The organism is Pseudoalteromonas sp., from assembly GCF_036960685.1.
Taxonomy (GTDB): domain Bacteria; phylum Pseudomonadota; class Gammaproteobacteria; order Enterobacterales; family Alteromonadaceae; genus Pseudoalteromonas.
Genome location: NZ_JBALXK010000017.1, coordinates 1 through 22,208, shown reverse-complemented (window position 1 = coordinate 22,208; position 22,208 = coordinate 1). Strand labels below are relative to the sequence as shown.

Genomic DNA, 22,208 nt, shown 5'->3' with positions numbered 1-22,208 from the left:
ATTATGTCAGATAATTTTACTACAGATGCTGAAAAAGCAAGTTACGGTATTGGCTTACAAATGGGTGAGCAACTTAAAGCTAACCCTTTTGAAGGCTTAAACTTAAATTCAGTGTTTGAAGGCATGAAAGATGCTTATGCAGGTGGCGAATTCCAAGTTGAAATCCCAGAGATCCAAGCTGCATTTGAAAAAATCAACACTGAAATTCAAGCTCGTCGTGAAGAAGAAGCTAAAGTATTAGCAGCTGAAGGCATTGCGTTCTTAGAAGAAAATGCAAAACGTGCTGAAATCACGGTTACTGAGTCTGGTCTTCAATACGAAGTACTTGCAACAGGTGAAGGCGAAAAGCCAACTGCAGAGTCTACAGTGCGTGTTGATTATCACGGTACACTTATCAACGGTACTGTTTTTGATAGCTCTTATGAGCGTGGTCAGCCTGCTGAATTCCCAGTTGGTGGCGTTATCAAAGGTTGGACTGAAGCATTACAAATGATGCCAGTAGGCACTAAATGGCGTATTTATGTTCCTCATGAGCTTGCTTATGGTGAACGTGGTGCCGGTGCTGCGATTGCACCTTTCTCGACGCTTGTATTTGATGTTGAGTTACACGCTATTCTTTAATAGTTATTTACTTTTTAAGTAAATAAAAAGCCACCTTAAGATGATTAAGGTGGCTTTTTTTATACTTGTGTTACGGTAAATTAAAAGTATCCACGAACACCAAGTCTAAAGTTTCGCCCTGGTAATGGCGCTTGATCTTTAATGAAGGAACTGTGTACAAAACCTAATTCATCGGTGATGTTATCAATGTTGACATAAAACTGCGTATCGACAGGGCCAACAGTTAATTGATAATTTGCTTGTGCATCAATTAATGTGTAACCATCAGTCGCTGTTTCATAGGCTGTAATGTCATTTTGCTCAAAGTAGTGAGTGCCCGTTAAGCTAAATTGCCAATCGCTAATAGTATATTGTAATTCAGAGCCTAATTTGTTCGCAGGAATACGCGGTAAATTCCCTTCATCATCAGCAAGTTTTGCTGTCGTTGAATCACCAAATAATTTAACCATGGCATTGGCGTTAAGTTGATAATGTGCGTCAAACTCAATCCCGTATAATTTTGCATCTTTACTAACAAATTGATAAACAGCCATACCATCATCGTGACCAGGCTCTGCAGCCTCAAGGCCATGCTCTTCATCAAACACTAAGCCTGTATTTTGCTGATAGTAAAAGTTTTCAATGTCGTTATAGAAAAAGTTAACGGTATAACCAAAATCACCGCTAAAACGTCTAAAGCCAAAATCAATATTGGTTGATGTTTCTTGTTTGATATTCTCTGGTTCGAAGTGAATTTCACCGTCTTCTATCACGTAGCCTAAACCGAGTTCATAGGTTCCAGTGGCAATATGCACACCATTTGAAAGCAGTTCTGCTGATAATGGAGCACGCTCAGAATGTGACACGCTAAGAGACACACTTTGGCCAGGTGTATATTGCCAAATGGCACCTGCCGAAGCGCTTAGATTTGTAAAACTTTTACTGTAAGCTGTTACTTCATTTTCGTGCTCATCAGCATGCTCATCAGCATGGCCATGGTCGTGGTCATGCGCTGAAGCATCAACGTTGCTATCAATATTATAGTCTTCTAAACGGGCACCAAGCTCAACAGTTACGTCGCCAAACTGTTGCTCTTCTAAAATAAACAATGCATTAGTCGTGGTTTTACTTGCAGGTGTAAAGGCTTCTTCACCATCAGCATCATAATTTGACTCGCTAAAATGGTAGCCCGCCATCCCGTGCCAGTTCCCTAGTTTATGCTCAACATTAAAACGTGCTTCAGTGGTTTCATTACTAAAGATTGTACCAATCGCGCCATCTTCAATTTCAGCATGGCGATAGTCAGTATAACCAAGACGTAAATTAATGGTTTCAATCCAATTGTTATGCAATGCATAGCTCATTAAACCTTGCCAACGATCTTGCTCAACACGTGCATAAACAGCTTCTTCTTCACCATCTTCATGGGCATGTTCGTGCTCGTGATCATGACCATGTTCATGGCTATGTGCTGGAATACCATAATCTGTTTCTATACGGCCATAAGAGACGCCTAACGTTAAATGGTCACCTACATAGCTAGTACCAAAGTTTACGGTTTGGCTATCGATAAAGGTATTTTTAACTGACGTTGCTGTTTCATGCTCTTCTTCGTCATGACCTTCATGATCTTCGTGCTCTTCCTCAGGTAAGTTAAAACGCGGAGTTTGGTAGTCATCACCAGTGCGTTTGGTACCATCAAAATGGAAATTAAAGTTGTTATGGCCTGTTTCAAGCTTGGCAGCATAGGTGTTGGCGTTTGATACCGTATCGTGACTGTATTCAACTGCACCGGTCAATTGTTCAATATTATCGGTAGGAATACGGTTATCAACCACATTAACAACACCTCCGATTGCACCTGAGCCATAAAGTAGCGTCGCAGGGCCTCGCAAAACTTCAATCTGTTCAGCTGCTAGGCTGTCATTAGAGGTTGCGTGATCAGGTCCAATTCTAGATGCATCGCTGCTGTCTAAACCATTTTGAGTGATTTTTACACGGGGGCCATCTAAACCACGGATTATAGGGCTTGAAGAAACTGGGCCAAAATAGCTGGCATTTACACCTGGCAGACCTTTTAAAGTTTCGCCTAAAGTTGGTTTTGCTTTATTGCGTAGTTCATCACCACTGAGTACGCTGACTGGTGAAATCATTTCTAAACTATTTTTATGTAAGGCAGAGGCGTATACCACTACTGTTTCAACAGAGGTTGGAATAAGGGTAACGTGTAATGCTGGGCTTGCTTCATTAACTGCAATGCGGGCATCAACATAATTATCTTTACTAATATGTAATTGACTATTCGCGTCGATATTAATACTAAACTGGCCATTGTTATCAGTTTTTATTGTTTGAGCTTTACCATGTACATGGACGTCGGCTTGGCTGATCGGTTGATTTTTGTCATCTAAAACTTGGCCTGTTACAACCGCGGCATGAGCAGAAAAAGAACTTAAAGCAGAGATAATTGCAGTGGATACTAAAGAATGTCGGATCATGGTTACTACATCGTGGTTATTATGTTGTGATATAATATAACACCATCATTTGTGCCGATCAATAATGTTATACCATAACTTTAAAATAAACACATTTTCATTACTTAGCGCTATACTCTAGTAGAAATAATCACTAGTTTGGTGAGTGTTATGTCTGATAAAGCCCGGATCTTTAAAGCACGATTTAGCATTGCAGACTTACGTCAGCAGCGTAATCATCAAGAGGTATTTACCACAGCTTTAACAAAAAATGAAACACTCGAGCATTTTGTTTTAAAGCTAGTAGGGTATTGTCTTTTATCTTACGACAGCCATGCAGTGCTCAATAAACTCTCCGATAGACTACAACCAGATGTCGGTATTCAAGCACTGGATGAGCATTATAAAACGTGGTTAAGTGTCGAACAGCCTAATCTTGAGCAACTGCTAAAAATAGCGAAGCAAGTTGACGAATTACTAGTCCTAACGATTAGTAATAGTCAGTGGCTAATTGAGTCAGAAGCACGCTTAAAGTTATTCGCAAATAGTCATATTATCGAAATTGATCAGCAGTTTGTTGACGATATTCAAATGGATTTAACGCGCAGTTTAAATTGGGATGTCATCATTGATGAAAGTAGTTTAATGATCAGTGATAAAGTGCATTGCTATGAAACCAAACAATTTGATTGGCACTAATAGCAATCGACTTAAATATTTACCTATTTTAGCGGGTTTATTTAAAGCTCAGAGTAATATCACCATCGGGTTTACAGCAGCATAGCAGCACTTCGCCGTCACGTACAAACGCAAGTGGCTCTTCATTGTAGATCACTTGTCCTTGGCTAAGAGTTGCGCGACAAGCACCGCAATAGCCTTCCCGGCATTGAAAAGGGATATCATATTGCTGTTGTTCAAGGCAGTCTAAAAGGGAATGGCAGCCAGTGTTAAACTCAACACACTGGCTGTTATCTGCAAAGTGAACCTTTGCAGTTTTGTCGCTGCTCATTAGAGATCAAAGTCACCAAAGTCAGCAGCATCAACTTGCGAATCAATTTGGCCTACAAGGTAAGAGCTGATCTCAGCTTCTTGTGGAGCAACTTGTACATTGTCTGATACTAACCATGAGTTGATCCATGGAATAGGGTTACTGCTAGTTTTAAACTGGGTTGGTAAACCTACCGCATTCATACGTGCATTAGTGATGTACTCAACGTATTGACACAAAATATCTTTGTTTAAACCAATCATTGAACCATCTTTAAACAAGTATTCAGCCCATTCTTTTTCTTGCTCAGCGGCATCGACAAACATCTTAATTGCTTCTTCACGACACTGCGCCGCAACAATAGCCATTTCTGGATCGTCTTTACCATCTTGCATGATGTTTAAAATATGCTGAGTGCCAGACAGATGAAGCGCCTCATCACGGGCGATCAGCTTGATTATTTTTGCGTTGCCTTCCATCAATTCACGCTCAGCAAATGCAAATGAACAGGCGAAGCTGACATAAAAGCGAATAGCTTCAAGAATGTTGACTGACATCATGGCAAGGTATAACAGCTTTTTAAGTTCAAATAAGCTGATATGTACCGTTTCACCATTAAGAGTATGTTTACCTTCACCGTACAAGTTATACACAGCCACTTTATTGATTAACTCATCGTAATATTTAGTCACGGCATCAGCACGTTCGCTGATCTTGTCGTTACTAACGATATCATCAAAAATAAGCTCAGGTGATTGCGTTACGTTACGAATGATATGCGTGTAAGAGCGGCTATGGATCGTCTCACTAAACGCCCAGGTTTCAATCCAAGTTTCAAGCTCAGGAATAGATACGATAGGAAGTAGTGCCACATTTGGTGAACGCCCTTGTACACTATCAAGCAAGGTTTGATATTTTAAGTTACTTAAAAAGATATGCTTTTCGTGCTCAGGCAGGGCTTGGAAATCTAAGCGGTCTTTGCTTACATCGACTTCTTCAGGACGCCAAAAGAACGACAATTGTTTTTCAATTAACTTTTCGAAAATAGGGTACTTCTGTTGATCATAACGCGATACGTTAACGGTTTGGCCGAAAAACATCGGTTCTTGTAATTGGTTATTATGGTTTCGGCTAAAAGTAGTATAAGACATAAGATCACTCAAAAAACGAACAGGACAAAGCGGGCTTAAGGCCCGCTTGCAATTTATATTTATTATCGATTAGATTTTACACGCGCCGCCTGCACAATCATCATCTTCCACTTCAGGTGTGTCATCTTGTGCATCAGACGCACCATCGCGGGTGTTGTGATAGTAAAGGGTCTTAACGCCAAGCTTATATGCGCCTAATAAGTCTTGTAGTAATACCTTCATCGGTACTTTACCACCTTCAAACTTATTTGGGTCGTAGTTAGTATTTGCAGAGATTGTTTGATCAACAAACTTTTGCATTATACCAACAAGCTCTATGTAACCTTTATTTGATGGGATATCCCACAATAATTCATAGTTATCTTTTAAACGCTCATACTCAGGAACAACCTGTTTTAAAATACCATCTTTACTGGCTTTAACACTGATATGACCGCGCGGTGGCTCAATACCATTGGTTGCATTAGAAATTTGCGACGATGTTTCAGAAGGCATCAATGCAGATAACGTCGAGTTACGCATACCATGCTCTTTAATATTGGCACGTAATGTATCCCAATCTAAATGCAGTGGCTCATCACAAATTTTGTCTAAATCACGCTTGTAAGTATCAGTCGGCATAATGCCTTGTGAGTATGTAGTTTCGTTAAATTTAGGGCACGCACCACGCTCTTTAGCAAGCTCATTCGACGCTTTCATCAAGTAATATTGAATCGCTTCGAAGGTCTTATGCGTTAATGCATTGGCACTGCCATCAGAATAACGCTTACCATTTTTAGCGAGGTAGTAAGCGTAGTTGATAACACCGATACCTAAAGTACGACGACCCATCGTTGCATTATGTGCAGCAGGAACAGGGTAGTCTTGGAAATCTAATAAGTTATCTAAGGCACGTACCGCAAGCTCTGCTAATTCTTCAAGCTCATCCAGTGACTCAATCGCACCTAAGTTAAATGCCGATAGCGTACAAAGGGCGATTTCGCCTTCTTCGTCATTGACATTGCTAAGCGGTTTTGTCGGTAAAGCAATTTCTAAACATAAGTTAGATTGACGAATAGGCGCCACTTTAGCAATAAACGGGCTATGTGTATTACAGTGATCGACATTTTGTAAATAAATACGACCTGTGCTGGCACGCTCTTGTGCAAACATTGAGAACAATTCAATGGCTTTAATACGCTTTTTACGAATTGATTCATCTTGCTCGTATTGTACGTAAAGACGATCGAATTCATCTTGATCTTCAAAAAAGGCATCGTAAAGCCCCGGAACGTCTGACGGGCTAAATAAGGTGATATAATCATCTTTAATTAAGCGCGCGTACATTAGTTTATTAAACTGCACACCGTAATCTAAGTGACGCACGCGGTTATCATCAACACCACGGTTGTTTTTAAGCACGAGTAAGTTTTCTACTTCTAAATGCCACAGTGGGTAGAAAAGGGTCGCTGCACCGCCGCGCACACCACCTTGCGAACAGCTTTTAACCGCTGTTTGAAAGTGCTTATAAAAAGGAATACAACCGGTGTGGTACGCTTCGCCATTGCGAATAGGGCTACCAAGTGCACGAATACGACCCGCATTAATACCAATACCTGCACGTTGTGATACGTATTTTACAATCGCAGAAGAAGTAGCGTTGATTGAATCTAGGCTATCACCACATTCAATTAGTACACATGAACTGAATTGACGAGTAGGCGTACGTACCCCCGCCATGATTGGCGTAGGTAATGAAATTTTAAACATTGATACCGCATCATAAAAACGTTTGATGTAATCTAAACGCGTTTCTTTCGGGTAATCAGAGAACAAGCTTGCGGCAACAAGAATATATAAAAACTGTGCACTTTCATAAATTTTACCTGTGACACGATTTTGCACTAAATATTTGCCTTCAAGCTGCTTAACTGCGGCGTAGCTGAAGTTTAAATCGCGTGCGTGATCAAGGTATTCGTCTAGTTGATCAATTTCTTGCTCGGTGTAATCAGCAAGTAAGTGAGCATCGTAGCGCTTATCTTCTACCAGCTTGACAATGTGGTCGTATAAACGCGGCGGCTCAAACTGACCATAAGCTTTTTTACGTAAATGGAATACAGCTAAACGGGCGGCTAAATATTGGTAATCAGGTGATTCTTTTGAAATCTGATCAGCGGCTGCTTTAATAATCGTTTCATGGATGTCTTCAGTACGGATGCCATCGTAGAATTGGATGTGTGATTTTAGCTCAACTTGTGAGACAGACACATTATTTAGACCTTCGGCGGCCCAAGCAATAACGCGATGGATCTTATCTAAATCAAGTGACTCTTTACGGCCGTCACGTTTGCTTACAGATAGCTGTTGGTTCATAGTTTTGCCTGTATTCCTTGGGATATAAAATTTTTTAGTGACACATTTTTCTTAAAATAAATATTTTATTGTCATAAGACTGTTCTAGCGCGAATTTAATTGAATAACATTTAGCCACAACATCTGGTGTTCATCAAACTCTGGATCACAAGATAGTGTGGTATGCGATCATTTGCAAGGGGCATAAATGCCCCACATTGTGGATAACGTCGGGATAACACGTTTGTGTTAGTAGCCATTAACCTTTGACCATTTGATTAAAATGAAATTTATAAAAATCAACTGATGATCTATTAAATTTAACCATTTTAAAAATAAATTTAGGCTGCTTTTTTTATCAGCAAACAATGTGCAAAAAATAACACGATCACAATATATAGTGTTTAATTATTAGCAAGCCACTATATATGGTTAAATGCATCAATAGGTGACTGCCAATTAAAGTCAGCTTGCCAGCTCAACGCTTCTTCTTCACTGGGGATATATCCCCACAACGCAGTTGCACTGTGCATGTTCGCGGCTTTAGCTGCGATAATGTCGCGCTCGGCATCACCTACATACAAACAGCGACTCGGGTCGACATCTAATAGTTGCGCTGTGTGAAGTAAAGGTAACGGTGAAGGTTTTGCCACGTTTAGTGTGTCACCACAGACAATTGCTTGCGCATCACTTAACTCAGAGATTGCAGCCACTAAGGGAGTGGTCAAAAACTCCGGCTTGTTGGTCATGATCCCCCATTTGATCTGTTGCTGCTCAAGCGCAATTAATAATTGTGCGATACCCGTGAAGCATTGGCTATGAGTGGCAATATTATCAGCGTAGGCCGTGAGTAACTGTTGGCGCAAAGCATCTTGTTGCGGGTGGGTGGGCCAGTGCTGGCCAAATCCCGCCTCTAGCAGTGCTACTGCTCCATTTGATGCCGCTGGGCGGTAAACATTGGCGCATACCGTAGGTTGATCATGTGCTGACAATACACTATTTAGCGCAGCACCAAGATCGTCTGCAGTATCAAGTAAGGTGCCATCAAGGTCAAAAATAAAGGCGTCGTAGTCAATTGCTGATGCTGCTGTGTTAAAACCAGCCATTACGCAAGTTTCTCAAAGTGAAGAATATAATTAACGCTCACATCGGTATTTAAGCTGTACTGCTTTGATAGCGGGTTATAACTGAGCCCAGCACTTGCACGTACTTTTAACCCTGCTTGCTCTGCCCATGCAATGAGTTGCGCTGGTTTGATAAACTTTTTGTGGTCGTGTGTGCCCTCTGGCACCATTTTCAATAACTTCTCTGCACCAATAATGGCGTACAGATAGGCTTTAGGGGTTTTGTTGAGCGTAGAAAAAAACACATCAGCGCCAGGTTTAGCTAATGCCGCCACTGCATGAATGATAGAAGCAGGATCTGGAACGTGCTCTAACATTTCCATACACGTAATAGTATCAAAGCGAGCAGGGTGCTCTTGCGCATACTGCTCGGCAGGTACTTTGATGTACTCGACTTTCACACCGGTTTCTAAACTATGTAGTTTAGCAACGGTTAATGGCTCTTGGCCCATATCGATGCCAGTAACCTTTGCGCCCATTCGCGCCATGCTTTCACTGAGGATGCCACCACCACAGCCTACATCTAGGGTTTCTTTATCAAATAAGCCGTTGGCTTTATCGGCGATAAAATCTAATCGTAACGGGTTAATTTCATGAAGGGGTTTAAATTCCCCGTCGCGGTCCCACCATCGCTCGGCAATGGCTTCAAACTTTGCAATTTCTGCACTATCTACATTCTGATGTTCGGTCATAAAAAACTTCCTCGTCAATCTGAGGCCATTATATAGGGTGAAATTGATAAATCGCAAAGATTTAGCGCCTGTAAATTTAAATTAATTGTGGTAGCATGACTTGGTAATAATAACTAATATCCTCGCAAGCGCCCGTATGCGGCACTTTGTGGGGAAATACTGAAGGAATGTGATATCAAATGACTGATTTCGCCAACGAAATTCTGCCAGTCAATATTGAAGACGAGTTAAAAAACTCCTACTTAGACTACGCGATGAGCGTAATCGTAGGACGAGCACTACCAGACGTACGTGATGGCTTAAAACCTGTTCACCGCCGCGTTTTGTTTGCTATGAACGAGCTTAATAATGATTGGAATAAGCCTTACAAAAAATCAGCCCGTGTGGTTGGTGACGTAATTGGTAAATACCATCCCCATGGCGATAGTGCAGTGTACGACACCATTGTTCGTATGGCTCAGCCTTTCTCTTTACGTTATATGTTAGTTGACGGCCAAGGTAACTTTGGTTCAGTTGACGGTGACTCGGCAGCAGCAATGCGTTATACCGAAGTCCGTATGGCGAAAATGTCTCATGAGCTATTAGCTGATCTTGAGAAAGAGACGGTTGATTTTGTGCCTAACTACGATGGTACAGAACAAATTCCTGACGTATTACCAACTAAAGTACCTAACTTATTAGTGAACGGTTCTTCGGGTATTGCGGTAGGTATGGCAACCAATATCCCTCCTCATAACTTAACTGAAGTTGTGAACGGTTGCTTAGCACTTATTCAAAACCCAGATCTAACGATTCATGAATTAATGGATTATATTCCGGGTCCAGATTTTCCAACTGCAGCAATTATCAACGGTAAAAAAGGCATCGAACAAGCCTATTTAACAGGCCGTGGTAAAGTGTACATGCGTGCTCGCGCAGAAATTGAAGTCGACGAAAAGACCCATCGTGAGACGATTATCGTTCACGAAATCCCTTATCAAGTAAATAAAGCCCGCTTAATCGAAAAGATTGCTGAGCTTGTTAAAGATAAGAAGATTGAAGGTATTAGCGCATTACGTGATGAATCAGATAAAGACGGTATGCGTATCGTTATCGAGATCAAACGTGGTGACGTAGGCGAAGTGATCTTAAACAACCTGTATGCACAAACTCAGTTACAAACTGTGTTTGGTATGAACATGGTTGCGTTAATTAATAATCAACCGAAGTGTTTCAACTTAAAAGAAATGCTTGAAGAGTTTATTATTCACCGCCGTGAAGTGGTAACCCGTCGTACGGTATTTGATTTACGCAAAGCCCGTGACCGCGCGCACATGCTAGAAGGTTTAGCAATTGCACTTGCTAATATCGACCCAATTATCGAGCTTATCCGTAACTCACCAACACCTGCTGAAGCTAAAGTCGCACTAGCAAGTCGTCCGTGGGAATTAGGTAATGTGAAAGCCATGCTTGAAAAAGCGGGTGAAGCAAACGTTGCACGCCCTGATTGGTTAGCAGATGACTTAGGTATCCGTGATGGTCAGTATTATATTTCTGAGCAACAAGCCCAAGCGATCCTTGACTTACGTTTACACAAGTTAACCGGTCTTGAGCATGAAAAGATTCTAAGCGAATACCAAACGTTATTAGATTTAATTGCCGAGCTTTTATATATTCTTGCTAATCCTGAGCGTTTAATGGAAGTTATCCGCGACGAGCTAGTCGAAATTAAAGAGCAATACGGTGATGAACGTCGTACTGAAATCAACGCCGCGGCTCATGATATTAGTCTTGAAGACTTGATCACAGAAGAAGACGTTGTAGTAACGCTTTCTCATGAAGGTTATGTGAAGTATCAGCCATTGTCTGATTACGAAGCACAGCGTCGTGGTGGTAAAGGTAAATCAGCAACCAAGATGAAAGATGAAGATTTCATCGAACGTCTACTGGTCGCCAATACCCACGATACAATCTTGTGTTTCTCAACGGCAGGTCGTTTATATTGGCTTAAAGTGTATCAATTACCACTGGCCAGTCGTGCAGCGCGCGGTAAACCAATCGTTAACTTGTTACCACTTGAAGCTGACGAGCGTATTACTGCAATATTGCCGGTACGTGAATACGAAGAAAATAAATACATCTTTATGGCAACTGCATTCGGTACCGTGAAGAAAACACCACTTACAGCTTATAGTCGTCAACGTGCCAGTGGTATTATCGCTGTTAACTTGAATGACGGTGATAGCCTAATTGGTGTTGATATCACCGATGGTAGCAACGAAATCATGCTATTTACTGATGCTGGTAAAGTTGTTCGCTTTAAAGAAGCGGAAGAATCACCTGTTTTAGATGAAAATGGCAACCCAGTACTTGATGAAAACGGTAACCCGGAAATCAAGTTCAAAGGTGTACGTCAAATGGGTCGTACTGCAACCGGTGTTCGTGGTATTAAGATGCCTGAAGGTCAACGTGTTGTATCGTTAATTGTACCTAAGACTGATGGCGCTATCTTAACTGTGACTGAAAACGGTTACGGTAAACGTACGCTACTTGAAGACTACCCGTCTAAGAGTCGTGCGACTCAAGGTGTAGTATCAATCAAAGTGTCTGAGCGTAACGGCGCTGTGGTTGGTGCAGTACAAGTTGATGAAAACGACGAAATCATGATTATCTCTAATCGTGGTACGCTTGTTCGAACGCGAGTTAAAGAAGTTTCTACCGTTGGGCGTAATACCCAAGGTGTTATTTTGATAAGAACTATTGACGAAGAGCAAGTAGTTGGTTTACAACGTATCGAAGAAATTGAAATCGATGAGCTTGAGGCTATTATCGAAGGCGAAAGCGTCGAAGTAGTTGAAACGGTTAATGATGAAACTGGTGATAATCCACCGGTTGAATAAACCAATATAAAGCGGCTTCGGCCGCTTTTTTTTATACATAATTAAAAAGCAAAGTAATTACTGGAATGAGGAAAGGTAATGAGTAAATATAATTTTTGTGCAGGGCCTGCAATGTTGCCGCCAGCTGTGATGAAAAAGGCACAAAAAGAGTTTGTTGATTGGCAAGATTTAGGTGTCTCGGTGATGGAAATTAGTCACCGTAGTAAAGAGTTTTTAGCGCTCACCGCGAAGTGTGAAGCAAGCCTGCGTCGACTAATGAATATTAGCGATGAATTTGAAGTGTTATTTATGCACGGTGGTGGCCGCGGTCAGTTTGCTGCGGTGCCATTAAACCTGCATGTCGATAATAAAGCCGCCGTATATTGTGAAAACGGTGTTTGGTCTAAAGGCGCAGTTGACGAAGCGGTAAAATTCACCACAGTCACTGAGCTTGATGTACGTAATGACACAAACGAGCAATTTTCTATCAAACCGGTCAGCGAATGGCAATTTCCAGCAGATCCGTCATACATCCATTATTGCCCAAATGAAACCATTGATGGCATAGAAGTATTTGATGTACCAAGTCACCCAACAGCGCCGATCGTTGCTGATATGTCATCGACGATTTTATCGCGTGAATTTGATGTTGATCAGTTTGATTTAATTTATGCCGGTGCGCAAAAAAACATTGGCCCATCAGGCCTTGCCATAGTGATCATTCGTAAAACCTTGCTTGAACGTGAAGGGGTCGCAAAACCAGGCATATTCGATTACGCACTCGAAGTAAAACAAGGCAGCATGTATAACACGCCACCGACATTTGCTTGGTATTTAGCGGCAGAAGTATTTGACTGGCTTGAGCAAAATGGCGGTGTAAAAGCCATGGAGCAGCAAAATATTGCTAAAGCAGAACTGCTTTACGGCTTTATTGATGAATCATCATTTTATAATAATAAAGTGGCAAAGCACTGTCGTTCACGTATGAACGTACCTTTTTGGTTAAACGATGAAAGCTTAAATGCAGCGTTTTTAGCACAAGCTAAAGAAGCAGGTTTACTGGCACTTGAAGGGCATCGTATTGTTGGCGGTATGCGTGCGAGTATTTATAACGCCATGCCACTTGAGGGCGTACAAGCGTTAGTTGACTTTATGGCACAATTTGCCAAGGAGCACAGCTAATGGAACAGTTACGTTTAGAGCCGATTAGTAAGGTAAATGGCAGCGTTACGTTACCGGGATCAAAAAGTCTTTCTAACCGCATTTTACTATTAGCAGCCCTTGCTAAAGGGACTACTGTGGTCGAAAACCTACTCGATAGCGATGATATTCGCCACATGTTAGGTGCGCTTAAACAGTTAGGCGTACAGGTAAGTTTAAATGACGATAAAACGGTAGCCACAGTACAAGGCGTAGGCGGGCAGTTATTAACGCCCTCAGAGCCGTTATTTTTAGGTAATGCAGGCACAGCTTATCGGCCACTTACTGCGGTACTTGCCGCCGTTAAAGGTGACTATGAATTAGTTGGTGAGCCACGTATGGAAGAGCGCCCAATTGGTCATCTAGTGGATGCTCTGCAAGCGCTAGGTGGTGACGTTCGTTATTTAAAAAATAAAGATTATCCGCCACTTAAAATTGTTGGCGGGCAAATAAACGGCGGCAACGTTGAAATTGATGGCAGTATCTCGAGCCAATTTTTAACAGCCTTATTAATGGCTGCGCCGTTATTTAATGGCGATACCAACATCACCATTAAAGGCACTTTAGTTTCAAAGCCTTACATTGATATCACGCTAGATGTCATGGCGCGATTTGGTATCTCTGTCACACACGATGATTATAAAACCTTTACCGTGAAAGGCGCGCAGCAATACCAAGCTGTTGAGCGTATTATGGTTGAAGGGGATGCGTCATCGGCTTCTTATTTTGTTGCAGCTGCTGCAATTGCCGGCGGTGAAATAGAAATAAAAGGCGTTGGTGCAAAATCAGTCCAAGGTGATATCGGGTTTGCCAAAGTCATGGAGCAGGTTGGTGCTAAGATTGATTGGTATGACGAGCGCTTAGTGGTACGTAAAGGCCAATTGAAAGGCGTTGATATCGACGCAAACGCCATTCCTGATGCGGCAATGACCCTTGCAACTGTGGCGTTATTCGCCGATGGCCCAACGGCTATTCGCAATATTTACAATTGGCGCGTAAAAGAAACTGATCGCTTACATGCTATGGCCACCGAGCTTCGTAAAGTGGGCGCTGAGGTTGTAGAAGGTGAAGATTTCATCGAAATAACACCGCCAAAACACTTTAACGATGTGGCAATTGATACTTATGACGACCACCGCATCGCCATGTGTTTTGCCATGGTTGCAGTGGGCGGTAAGCCTATTACCATTAACGATCCTAAGTGTACATATAAAACATTTCCAACGTTTTTCAATGTACTAGCATCGGTTAGCCAATGAGCAACAGGGACTGAAATATAAAAAGTTACATACAAAAAGCGGATCTATTGTAATAAGTAACGTATAATGTCGCAGTTTAATTTTGGTGTGCATTGCAGGAGGTTTAAATGCAGGCGTTATTAATGCCGGTGATCACCGTTGATGGCCCAAGTGGTTCAGGTAAAGGAACTGTTTGTCGCTTGTTAGCCGAGAAATTGGGATGGGATGTACTGGACAGTGGCGCAATTTATCGCGTATTAGCACTGGCAGCATTGCACCATCAAATTGCACTAGACAACGAAGAGGCACTCGTGCCTTTAGCTGCTAACTTAGATGTGCAATTTTTAGTAGATAGTCAAGCAAACGCTGGTAAAGTTATTCTTGAAGGCGAAGATGTATCAACAACAATTCGCAATGAAGAAGTAGGGGCTGCCGCGTCGAAAGTAGCAGCCTTACCACGTGTTAGAGAAGCATTATTACGTCGCCAACGTGCATTTCGTACTGAAAATGGCTTAATCGCCGATGGCCGTGATATGGGCACTGTGGTATTTCCAGATGCACCATTAAAAATTTATTTGACCGCCAGCGCAGATGAACGTGCGCGTAGACGATTTGTTGAGTTGAATGAACGCGGTCTTGATGTTACACTAAGTGGTCTATTAGAAGATATTCAAGCACGTGATGAGCGCGATATGAATCGTGCCGTTGCTCCGCTTGTGCCAGCTGATGATGCCATTGAGCTCGATACTAGTGAGCTTAATGCGCAGCAAGTGTTTGATAAGGTTATGACTTTATTAGATGCTGCGATTGTCGAAGGTAAACTTCCAAAGCGACGATAAACTATTTTATGCGCCAGCAGGATGCCAGTGCTATTTTAACAACCCCATGCAGCATGGTTGCTTATTGGTATTAATATATGAGACGTATATTCGTATGTCAGAAAATTTTGCGCAGTTATTTGAAGAAAGCTTAAAGGGTTTTGAAGCAGAGCAAGGCTCTATCGTTAAAGGTACAGTAATCTCAATCGAGAACAACATTGTACTTGTAGATGCTGGTCTTAAATCAGAAAGTGCTATCCCTGCAGAGCAGTTCAAAAATGCTGCTGGTGAACTAGAAGTTGCTGTTGGCGACGAAGTAGATGTTGCACTAGATGCAATCGAAGACGGTTTCGGTGAAACTATCCTTTCTCGTGAGAAAGCGAAGCGTCACGAAGCGTGGATCCGTCTTGAGAAAGCATGTGAAGAGCAAGAGACTGTTACTGGTGTTATCAACGGTAAAGTTAAAGGCGGTTTCACTGTTGAAGTTGATTCAATCCGTGCTTTCCTACCTGGTTCACTTGTTGATGTTCGTCCAGTACGTGACACAACTCACCTTGAAGGCAAAGAGCTTGAATTTAAAGTAATCAAGCTTGACCAAAAACGTAACAACGTTGTTGTTTCACGTCGTGCAGTTATCGAATCAGAAAACTCACAAGAGCGTGAAGAGCTTCTTGCTAACCTTGTTGAAGGTCAAGAAGTTAAAGGTATCGTTAAGAACCTTACTGACTACGGTGCATTCGTTGACCTTGGTGGTGTTGATGGTCTACTACACATTACTGATATGGCGTGGAAGCGTGTTAAGCACCCTTCAGAAATCGTTAATGTTGGCGACGAAATCGCAGTTAAAGTTCTTAAATTCGACAAAGATAAAACTCGTGTATCTCTAGGCCTTAAACAGCTTGGCGAAGATCCATGGGCAGCTATCGCTGGTCGTTACCCAGAAGGTTCTAAACTTTCTGGTCGTGTAACTAACCTTACTGATTACGGTTGCTTCGTAGAAATCGAAGAAGGCGTTGAAGGTCTAGTACACGTTTCTGAAATGGATTGGACTAACAAGAACATCCACCCTTCAAAAGTTGTTTCACTAGGTGACACTGTTGAAGTTATGGTTCTTGAAATCGACGAAGAACGTCGTCGTATTTCTCTAGGTCTTAAGCAATGTATTGCTAATCCTTGGCAAGAATTTGCTCGTCTTCAAAACAAAGGCGACCAAGTTACTGGTAAGATCAAATCAATCACTGACTTCGGTATCTTTATCGGTCTTGACGGTGGTATTGACGGTCTTGTACACCTTTCAGACATTTCTTGGAATACACCTGGCGAAGACGCTGTACGTGAATTCAAGAAAGGCGACGAAATCACTGCTATCGTATTGCAAGTTGACCCAGAGCGTGAACGTATCTCTCTAGGTGTTAAGCAAATCGAAGCTGACCCATTCAATAACTACCTTGATGCAAACAAAAAAGGTGCTATTGTTAAAGGTAAAGTGACTGAAGTTGATGCGAAAGGCGCAACTGTTGAACTTATCGAAGGCGTTGAAGGTTACATCCGTGTAGCTGATATCGCTCAAGAGCGCGTTGAAGATGCAACTACTGTTGTTTCTGTAGGCGACGAGATTGAAGTGAAATATGTTGGTGTTGATCGTAAGAACCGCACTTTAAGCCTTTCTGTTAAAGCTCTTTTCGAAGCAGAAGAGAAAGAAGTACTAGAAAAGCTTAAGAAAGAAGAGCCAGTGTTCGAAAACGCAATGGCAGCTGCATTCGCAAATGCACAAAAAGACTAATTAATCAGTCTTAATTGGAAGGGCAGTGTTGCCCTTCCTTTATCTCTTTTTAAGGAAACGTTATGACTAAGTCAGAATTGATAGAACAATTAGCCGAGCAACACGCACATGTACCTGTGAAAGATGTTGAAAATGCTGTTAAAGAAATTCTTGAACAAATGGCCGGCTCATTATCAAGCTCAGATCGCATTGAGATCCGTGGCTTTGGTAGTTTCTCACTACACTTTCGCTCACCACGCACAGGTCGTAATCCTAAGACTGGCGACACAGTTGAGCTTGAAGGTAAGCACGTACCACATTTTAAACCAGGCAAAGAGTTACGAGATCGCGTAAACGCGAGCATTGCCTAGTTATTTAGTTGGAGTAGTTACTTGTTTAGGGTATTAAAAATTATCCTGGTAGCAATATGCTTAATTTTTGCATTTGTACTTGGTTCGCAAAATCCACAGTTAGTGCAAATAAATTATATTATTGCCAGCAATACTTTACCCCTCGCAATGATAATAAGTATCTGCTTTGCTTTAGGTGTCGCAATTGGTTGTTTTATTAGCTTTAAATTGTTTTCGCAATTGAAGTGGCAAAACTATCGGTTGAAGAAAAAGTTAGCGCCTGAAAAAGATAATAATAAGCTTGTTGCTAATAAAGACACCTAACTATGATTGAGCTTTTGTTTTTACTTTTACCTGTTGCGGCTGGTTATGGCTGGATCATGGGTAAAAATAGCGCTAAAAACCAAGCTCATCAACTTAATCGTCAGATCACTTCTGAATACAGTAAAGGCTTAAAGTTTTTACTTGATAGAGAAGAAGACCAAGGTCTTGAACACCTTATCAATTTACTTGAAGTTGCAGCAGATTCTGTCGAGCATTATTCTACACTCGCAACGATGTTTCGCCGCCGCGGTGAATTAGATCGCGCAATAAAAATCCACGAATTACTCCTTAAACACCCAAGCCTTAATGAACAACAAGCTGCGACTAGTCGCCTTGAACTTGCTGAAGATTATATTATGGCAGGGTTACTTGATGGCGCAGAAGAACATCTTGTTTGGTTAGTTAAAGCAAATCACAGTGATGCATTAGAGCCGATACTTAATCTATATTCACAAACGCGTGAATGGGAAAAAGGTATCAATATGTTTGAAGCACACAGCGATTTATTTTCTAAACCACAACACTTCAAGGCCATAGCTAACTTTTATTGTGAAGCGGCATTAATCGAAAATGATCCGCAAATTATGCGCAAAGCTATTAGCCTCAATCAAAAAGCAATTAGACCCTTATATGAGCTTGGTAAATCAGCGTTTGCAAAAGAAGATTATGTAAAAGCGATTTATTATTGGCGAGAGCTGATCTGCAATTTTACCTTCTTTGCGCCCTTGTTTATTGATGACTTAGCGCATAGTTACGAGCAATTAAACTTAACCCACCAATTTCATGAATTACTGCTGCAATTGCTTGATAAAGGCGGTGTACTAATAAAAATAAAACACTGTAAAGCATTACTAGAGCAAGGGCATACCGAGCAAGCAATCAAATTTTTAACTGATAGTTTAAAACGCCAGCCGACTATTCGCGGCTTTAGTTTTTTATTACAGCTATTAGCAAAACAAAATAATGATATTAAAGAAGTGTTAGATCAAATAGATAAATTGGTAACCTCTTATATTGCAACAAAGCCAGATTTTCAGTGCCAACACTGTGGTTTTACTAGCCATACCATTTATTGGGTTTGCCCGTCGTGTAAACATTGGGAAACCATAGTCCCAAGCCGTGGCTTAGACGGTTTTTAATTTTACTTATATTCAATTCGTTTTAGGAAAGTTATGTCTCTCGAACAATCAAAAAAAGTTCTTATAGCCCTTGATTATGATGATCAGCAAACAGCATTAAATTTTGTTAAACAACTTTCTCCTGACACGTGTCGATTAAAAGTAGGTAAAGAAATGTTTACCTACTTTGGCCCTGCGTTTGTTAAAGAGCTGATTGATTTAGGCTTTGACGTATTCTTAGATCTTAAATTTCATGATATTCCAAATACGGTTGCCAAAGCGGTTACTGCCGCGGCCAAAATGGGTGTTTGGATGGTTAATGTTCATGCCAGTGGTGGTGTCGAAATGATGACTAAAGCCAAACAAGCGCTTGAGCAATTTGGTGATAAAGCGCCACTGCTAATTGCGGTTACTGTTTTAACCAGTATGGATGCCGCAGAGCTAACTCGTTTAGGGGTTGATAAAACCCCAGAAGATCAGGTTATTTATTTAGCAAAACTTGCCAAAGAATCAGGCCTTGACGGGGTAGTGTGCTCAGCACAAGAAGCGAAGAAATTGAAAGCAGAGCTAGGTGAAGATTTTAAACTAGTGACCCCAGGCATTCGCCCTGCAGGCAGTGATGCAGGGGATCAAAAACGTATTATGACACCAAAGCAAGCGATTGATGATGGCAGTGATTACCTAGTTGTTGGACGTCCGATCACCCAAGCTGCAGACCCTGTTGCGGTTCTTAAAGAAATTAATGACTCGATAAAATAAACAAGCGTTATTTTTAACTATTACTAATACAAAGAACAAAGAGCAAAGTATTTACTTTGCTCTTTTTGTTTCTAGGTATACAAACTTAATAAGTTGGCGATGAATAGGCTAGAATTTGGAATTTGGCAGTTGCAGATGGTCGGCACGAGCCTGTAGAACAACTCGATTTTAATTTATTTTTATTGGTGGTTTAACCATGCCAATACTAAGCGCTAAGTTTCCCCTCATTTACTTCTCATTCCCTTCTCTTTGTGCAAAAAAACTTAGTAAATTATTCACAAAGAGGTTAAGAGACGCTGCGCTTAAGAGTAATACAGATGATAGACCCACGGAGTGTTTATATGGCAATGGCGCAATAGCCCGCACCAAAGTACGCAGTTTTTAGATCAATATTCATTACGGGAGGTGAACCGCCCATTGCACTACCTGCTAATAAAAAGCGCATGATGGGTGGTGCGGGGGCTGGAGGTTAGAGACCTTCGGCTACCCGATTAGGCCTTACTTTGCCCAAGGTGCCATTTTTATTAAGAAAGACGCGTTATTGAACTTATACTTTCGGGATAATTTGCTAGTTATAAAGAAAACCAATGCCAATGCTTTTTTATAATAATCCACAGCTTCATCAACATTATGAACTAATTCGGAGTATCGAAGCTGGATAGCATCTTTGTCACTTGGCAACGATTTTATCATTGATAAGTCAATTTCTGGAATATAGTCCCTTGCTTTATCCCCGAGTGTGTTCAAATTGTGTCCAAAGTATTTCTTTCCATCGGCCTGCTTTAGATACACTTTTAGCGTTTTTTCTATTGCTAGATGTAACTCCCAACACCCAATAGACGCTTGATGATTTTTAAATGAAAGGATATCCGTAATAGCTTTTTCAAAATGACTCCATATTCCTTGTGCCATATGAGTAGTTTCTGCATCAAGTTCGCTAGCAGACATTATATTTAGGTTTATCGATCGCGTCATAGATACAACTTCATCGAACTCAGAAAGTAGTACCTCTTGTTCATTTGTGGGTAGCTTATCCAGTATCAATGGAGTTTGAATCATATCGGGTAATGACTCGCTTTCTTGCAGGCAATCTGGAAAAGTAAGCCATGCTGTTTCATTTGGTACTTCAACTCTACTAGTTGTAGATGGGATTTTTACTAGTACAGGTTGCCCATAGGGATTAACAATTCCCGAATAAATTATATCCTTTGGATTTTTCGCGAGCTCGCCATATTTCTCAAAATACCAGTCGTTTACCAATGGAATTATTCCCTTAAAAAAAGCTTCACTTTTAAGAAGCTCTTCTTTGCTTCCAAAACTAGAATCAGTTATTGCAACATCAACAAAAATTGAAGCAGCTCGCATAAACCGATCAAATATAGCTACTTTTGACTCTTGGAGAATTTCATCAATAAGCGGCATATGTTCATCAATAGCATCTTTCAATTCATACTTACTCATTAATGCCCCCCAATAGGCTTAACGCTTAGCTAACAGGAAAAATTGAATAAGCTAAAATCGAGCGAAGCGACGAGCTTATTGAATTTTTTCCTAGTTTAGCGCCTTGTTATAAGCCATTTATTCAATCTAAAGATTCAGAAACAGCCACTTCCGCCTCTATAATTGCTCGATGAGCCTTTAAGCCAACATTACTAGAATAAAAATCTGCTGCAATTTTTAACTCTTCGGCTGTTAATAACGAGAGAAGTTTTGTTTTAAATACAACTTTAGCAGCATTTATATTGATAGGATCAGTCATTATTTTTGAAGGCATAGACTCGATGAAAATTCTTTTTTGATTTTCAGGTAAATCACTCAACTTTTCTGAAAGAAATTTTTCAGGACTGATATTAATTTCACCGTCAAATGAACTTAAGATTTCTTCCATTCCAAGTGCGACATAGAGTCGTTCGAATTCTTCGTTTGCATCAAGCCTAGGGTTCGGAGAGCATGCGAATAGCGAAAGAGTCATCAGCAGTAAAAGAGTTTTTTTCATCATTTTCCTAAATTTAGTACCAAACTAGAGTGGCTTATAACAATTTTATTGAACACCATTTTGGTGGTTTATAACACACCAAAACGGCGTATATTACATACCCTGATAATTTCACCAAAAATTACCATTGTAAACAAATAATTAAAATAGCTAGGAATTGAGCTTGTTATTTTGCACCAAAACGGCGTTTAATAATGTTACCGGACAAAATTAGAATTCTACTCATCAATACAGGTTTAAGTTTAACTTAACCAATGAACAGTTATCACTCATAGTTGCCATTGAAGCTTATAAAACAAAAAAGAGCAAAGCTTTCACTTTACTCTTTTCTATATCATTTTAAATTGACCGCTGACCGCTGACCGCTGACCGCTGACCGCTGACCGCTGACCGCTGACCGCTGACCGCTGACCGCTGACCGC

19 protein-coding genes are annotated in these 22,208 nt (G+C 41.0%); 11 read left to right on the top strand and 8 right to left on the bottom strand.

Annotation, left to right across the window (positions count from 1 at the left end):
- Positions 1 to 3 precede the first annotated feature (3 nt).
- Positions 4 to 621, top strand: coding sequence for an FKBP-type peptidyl-prolyl cis-trans isomerase (locus tag V7783_RS14135; protein ID WP_335679254.1), 618 nt, complete (start codon positions 4 to 6; stop codon positions 619 to 621).
- An 80-nt stretch (positions 622 to 701) separates the two neighbouring features.
- On the opposite strand, the gene V7783_RS14130 is transcribed toward V7783_RS14135, so the two are convergent.
- Complete coding sequence (locus V7783_RS14130) at positions 702 to 3,098, bottom strand: TonB-dependent receptor (protein ID WP_335679253.1); 2,397 nt, start codon at positions 3,096 to 3,098, stop codon at positions 702 to 704.
- 150 nt (positions 3,099 to 3,248) lie between these two features.
- On the opposite strand from V7783_RS14130, the gene V7783_RS14125 reads away from it, so the two are divergent.
- Positions 3,249 to 3,776, top strand: coding sequence for a YaeQ family protein (locus tag V7783_RS14125; RefSeq protein ID WP_335679252.1), 528 nt, complete (start codon positions 3,249 to 3,251; stop codon positions 3,774 to 3,776).
- A 37-nt stretch (positions 3,777 to 3,813) separates the two neighbouring features.
- Here the strand turns inward: V7783_RS14125 and yfaE are convergent, their stop codons facing one another.
- The 5 genes from yfaE to ubiG all read right to left on the bottom strand — a co-directional run bounded on the left by yfaE (position 3,814) and on the right by ubiG (position 9,363).
- Positions 3,814 to 4,086, bottom strand: coding sequence for a class I ribonucleotide reductase maintenance protein YfaE (yfaE, locus tag V7783_RS14120; RefSeq protein ID WP_335679251.1), 273 nt, complete (start codon positions 4,084 to 4,086; stop codon positions 3,814 to 3,816).
- Positions 4,086 to 5,216: a class Ia ribonucleoside-diphosphate reductase subunit beta gene (gene nrdB, locus V7783_RS14115; protein WP_335679250.1), complete on the bottom strand. Its 1,131-nt coding sequence runs from the start codon at positions 5,214 to 5,216 to the stop codon at positions 4,086 to 4,088. The genes yfaE and nrdB overlap by 1 nt, the downstream gene beginning before the upstream one ends.
- A gap of 69 nt (positions 5,217 to 5,285) precedes the next feature.
- On the bottom strand, positions 5,286 to 7,568 hold the full coding sequence (nrdA, locus tag V7783_RS14110) for a class 1a ribonucleoside-diphosphate reductase subunit alpha (RefSeq protein ID WP_192541939.1): 2,283 nt from the start codon (positions 7,566 to 7,568) through the stop codon (positions 5,286 to 5,288).
- 401 nt (positions 7,569 to 7,969) lie between these two features.
- Positions 7,970 to 8,653 carry an HAD family hydrolase gene (locus tag V7783_RS14105; protein ID WP_335679249.1) on the bottom strand — a complete coding sequence of 228 codons (684 nt, stop codon included), beginning with the start codon at positions 8,651 to 8,653 and terminating at the stop codon, positions 7,970 to 7,972.
- A complete protein-coding gene (gene ubiG / locus V7783_RS14100; protein WP_335679248.1) occupies positions 8,653 to 9,363 on the bottom strand; it encodes a bifunctional 2-polyprenyl-6-hydroxyphenol methylase/3-demethylubiquinol 3-O-methyltransferase UbiG in 711 nt (236 codons plus the stop codon). The genes V7783_RS14105 and ubiG overlap by 1 nt, the downstream gene beginning before the upstream one ends.
- A gap of 179 nt (positions 9,364 to 9,542) precedes the next feature.
- On the opposite strand from ubiG, the gene gyrA reads away from it, so the two are divergent.
- The 9 genes from gyrA to pyrF all read left to right on the top strand — a co-directional run bounded on the left by gyrA (position 9,543) and on the right by pyrF (position 19,790).
- Positions 9,543 to 12,242, top strand: coding sequence for a DNA topoisomerase (ATP-hydrolyzing) subunit A (gene gyrA, locus V7783_RS14095; RefSeq protein WP_335679247.1), 2,700 nt, complete (start codon positions 9,543 to 9,545; stop codon positions 12,240 to 12,242).
- 78 nt (positions 12,243 to 12,320) lie between these two features.
- Positions 12,321 to 13,403: a 3-phosphoserine/phosphohydroxythreonine transaminase gene (serC, locus tag V7783_RS14090; RefSeq protein WP_335679246.1), complete on the top strand. Its 1,083-nt coding sequence runs from the start codon at positions 12,321 to 12,323 to the stop codon at positions 13,401 to 13,403.
- On the top strand, positions 13,403 to 14,680 hold the full coding sequence (gene aroA / locus V7783_RS14085) for a 3-phosphoshikimate 1-carboxyvinyltransferase (RefSeq protein WP_335679245.1): 1,278 nt from the start codon (positions 13,403 to 13,405) through the stop codon (positions 14,678 to 14,680). Before serC ends, aroA begins: the two co-directional genes overlap by 1 nt.
- 107 nt (positions 14,681 to 14,787) lie before the next feature.
- Positions 14,788 to 15,498, top strand: coding sequence for a (d)CMP kinase (gene cmk / locus V7783_RS14080; protein ID WP_192541935.1), 711 nt, complete (start codon positions 14,788 to 14,790; stop codon positions 15,496 to 15,498).
- A 94-nt stretch (positions 15,499 to 15,592) separates the two neighbouring features.
- The gene (rpsA, locus tag V7783_RS14075; RefSeq protein WP_029216020.1) at positions 15,593 to 17,260 is read left to right on the top strand and encodes a 30S ribosomal protein S1; all 1,668 of its coding nucleotides are present in this window, start codon (positions 15,593 to 15,595) and stop codon (positions 17,258 to 17,260) included.
- A gap of 62 nt (positions 17,261 to 17,322) precedes the next feature.
- Positions 17,323 to 17,610 (top strand): integration host factor subunit beta, encoded by a 288-nt coding sequence (gene ihfB / locus V7783_RS14070; protein WP_016707218.1) that lies wholly within the window; start codon positions 17,323 to 17,325, stop codon positions 17,608 to 17,610.
- A 21-nt stretch (positions 17,611 to 17,631) separates the two neighbouring features.
- Positions 17,632 to 17,913 (top strand): lipopolysaccharide assembly protein LapA domain-containing protein, encoded by a 282-nt coding sequence (locus V7783_RS14065; RefSeq protein WP_016707217.1) that lies wholly within the window; start codon positions 17,632 to 17,634, stop codon positions 17,911 to 17,913.
- Positions 17,914 to 17,915: 2 nt separating this feature from the next.
- A complete protein-coding gene (gene lapB, locus V7783_RS14060) occupies positions 17,916 to 19,052 on the top strand; it encodes a lipopolysaccharide assembly protein LapB (protein WP_064666289.1) in 1,137 nt (378 codons plus the stop codon).
- Positions 19,053 to 19,085: 33 nt separating this feature from the next.
- Positions 19,086 to 19,790 (top strand): orotidine-5'-phosphate decarboxylase, encoded by a 705-nt coding sequence (gene pyrF / locus V7783_RS14055; protein ID WP_335679244.1) that lies wholly within the window; start codon positions 19,086 to 19,088, stop codon positions 19,788 to 19,790.
- A 498-nt stretch (positions 19,791 to 20,288) separates the two neighbouring features.
- On the opposite strand, the gene V7783_RS14050 is transcribed toward pyrF, so the two are convergent.
- Positions 20,289 to 21,251, bottom strand: a complete 963-nt coding sequence (locus V7783_RS14050) for a hypothetical protein (RefSeq protein ID WP_335679243.1) — start codon at positions 21,249 to 21,251, stop codon at positions 20,289 to 20,291.
- A gap of 121 nt (positions 21,252 to 21,372) precedes the next feature.
- The gene (locus V7783_RS14045) at positions 21,373 to 21,786 is read right to left on the bottom strand and encodes a hypothetical protein (protein ID WP_335679242.1); all 414 of its coding nucleotides are present in this window, start codon (positions 21,784 to 21,786) and stop codon (positions 21,373 to 21,375) included.
- Positions 21,787 to 22,208 lie beyond the last annotated feature (422 nt).

Coding starts and splice junctions, on each gene's coding strand:
- yfaE (WP_335679251.1), bottom strand. CDS start 4,086: ATGAGCAGCGACAAAACTGCAAAGGTTCACTTTGCAGATAACAGCCAG.
- V7783_RS14050 (WP_335679243.1), bottom strand. CDS start 21,251: ATGAGTAAGTATGAATTGAAAGATGCTATTGATGAACATATGCCGCTT.
- pyrF (WP_335679244.1), top strand. CDS start 19,086: ATGTCTCTCGAACAATCAAAAAAAGTTCTTATAGCCCTTGATTATGAT.
- rpsA (WP_029216020.1), top strand. CDS start 15,593: ATGTCAGAAAATTTTGCGCAGTTATTTGAAGAAAGCTTAAAGGGTTTT.
- nrdA (WP_192541939.1), bottom strand. CDS start 7,568: ATGAACCAACAGCTATCTGTAAGCAAACGTGACGGCCGTAAAGAGTCA.
- gyrA (WP_335679247.1), top strand. CDS start 9,543: ATGACTGATTTCGCCAACGAAATTCTGCCAGTCAATATTGAAGACGAG.
- lapB (WP_064666289.1), top strand. CDS start 17,916: ATGATTGAGCTTTTGTTTTTACTTTTACCTGTTGCGGCTGGTTATGGC.
- V7783_RS14125 (WP_335679252.1), top strand. CDS start 3,249: ATGTCTGATAAAGCCCGGATCTTTAAAGCACGATTTAGCATTGCAGAC.
- V7783_RS14135 (WP_335679254.1), top strand. CDS start 4: ATGTCAGATAATTTTACTACAGATGCTGAAAAAGCAAGTTACGGTATT.
- ubiG (WP_335679248.1), bottom strand. CDS start 9,363: ATGACCGAACATCAGAATGTAGATAGTGCAGAAATTGCAAAGTTTGAA.
- V7783_RS14130 (WP_335679253.1), bottom strand. CDS start 3,098: ATGATCCGACATTCTTTAGTATCCACTGCAATTATCTCTGCTTTAAGT.
- V7783_RS14045 (WP_335679242.1), bottom strand. CDS start 21,786: ATGAAAAAAACTCTTTTACTGCTGATGACTCTTTCGCTATTCGCATGC.
- aroA (WP_335679245.1), top strand. CDS start 13,403: ATGGAACAGTTACGTTTAGAGCCGATTAGTAAGGTAAATGGCAGCGTT.
- V7783_RS14105 (WP_335679249.1), bottom strand. CDS start 8,653: ATGGCTGGTTTTAACACAGCAGCATCAGCAATTGACTACGACGCCTTT.
- serC (WP_335679246.1), top strand. CDS start 12,321: ATGAGTAAATATAATTTTTGTGCAGGGCCTGCAATGTTGCCGCCAGCT.
- ihfB (WP_016707218.1), top strand. CDS start 17,323: ATGACTAAGTCAGAATTGATAGAACAATTAGCCGAGCAACACGCACAT.
- cmk (WP_192541935.1), top strand. CDS start 14,788: ATGCAGGCGTTATTAATGCCGGTGATCACCGTTGATGGCCCAAGTGGT.
- nrdB (WP_335679250.1), bottom strand. CDS start 5,216: ATGTCTTATACTACTTTTAGCCGAAACCATAATAACCAATTACAAGAA.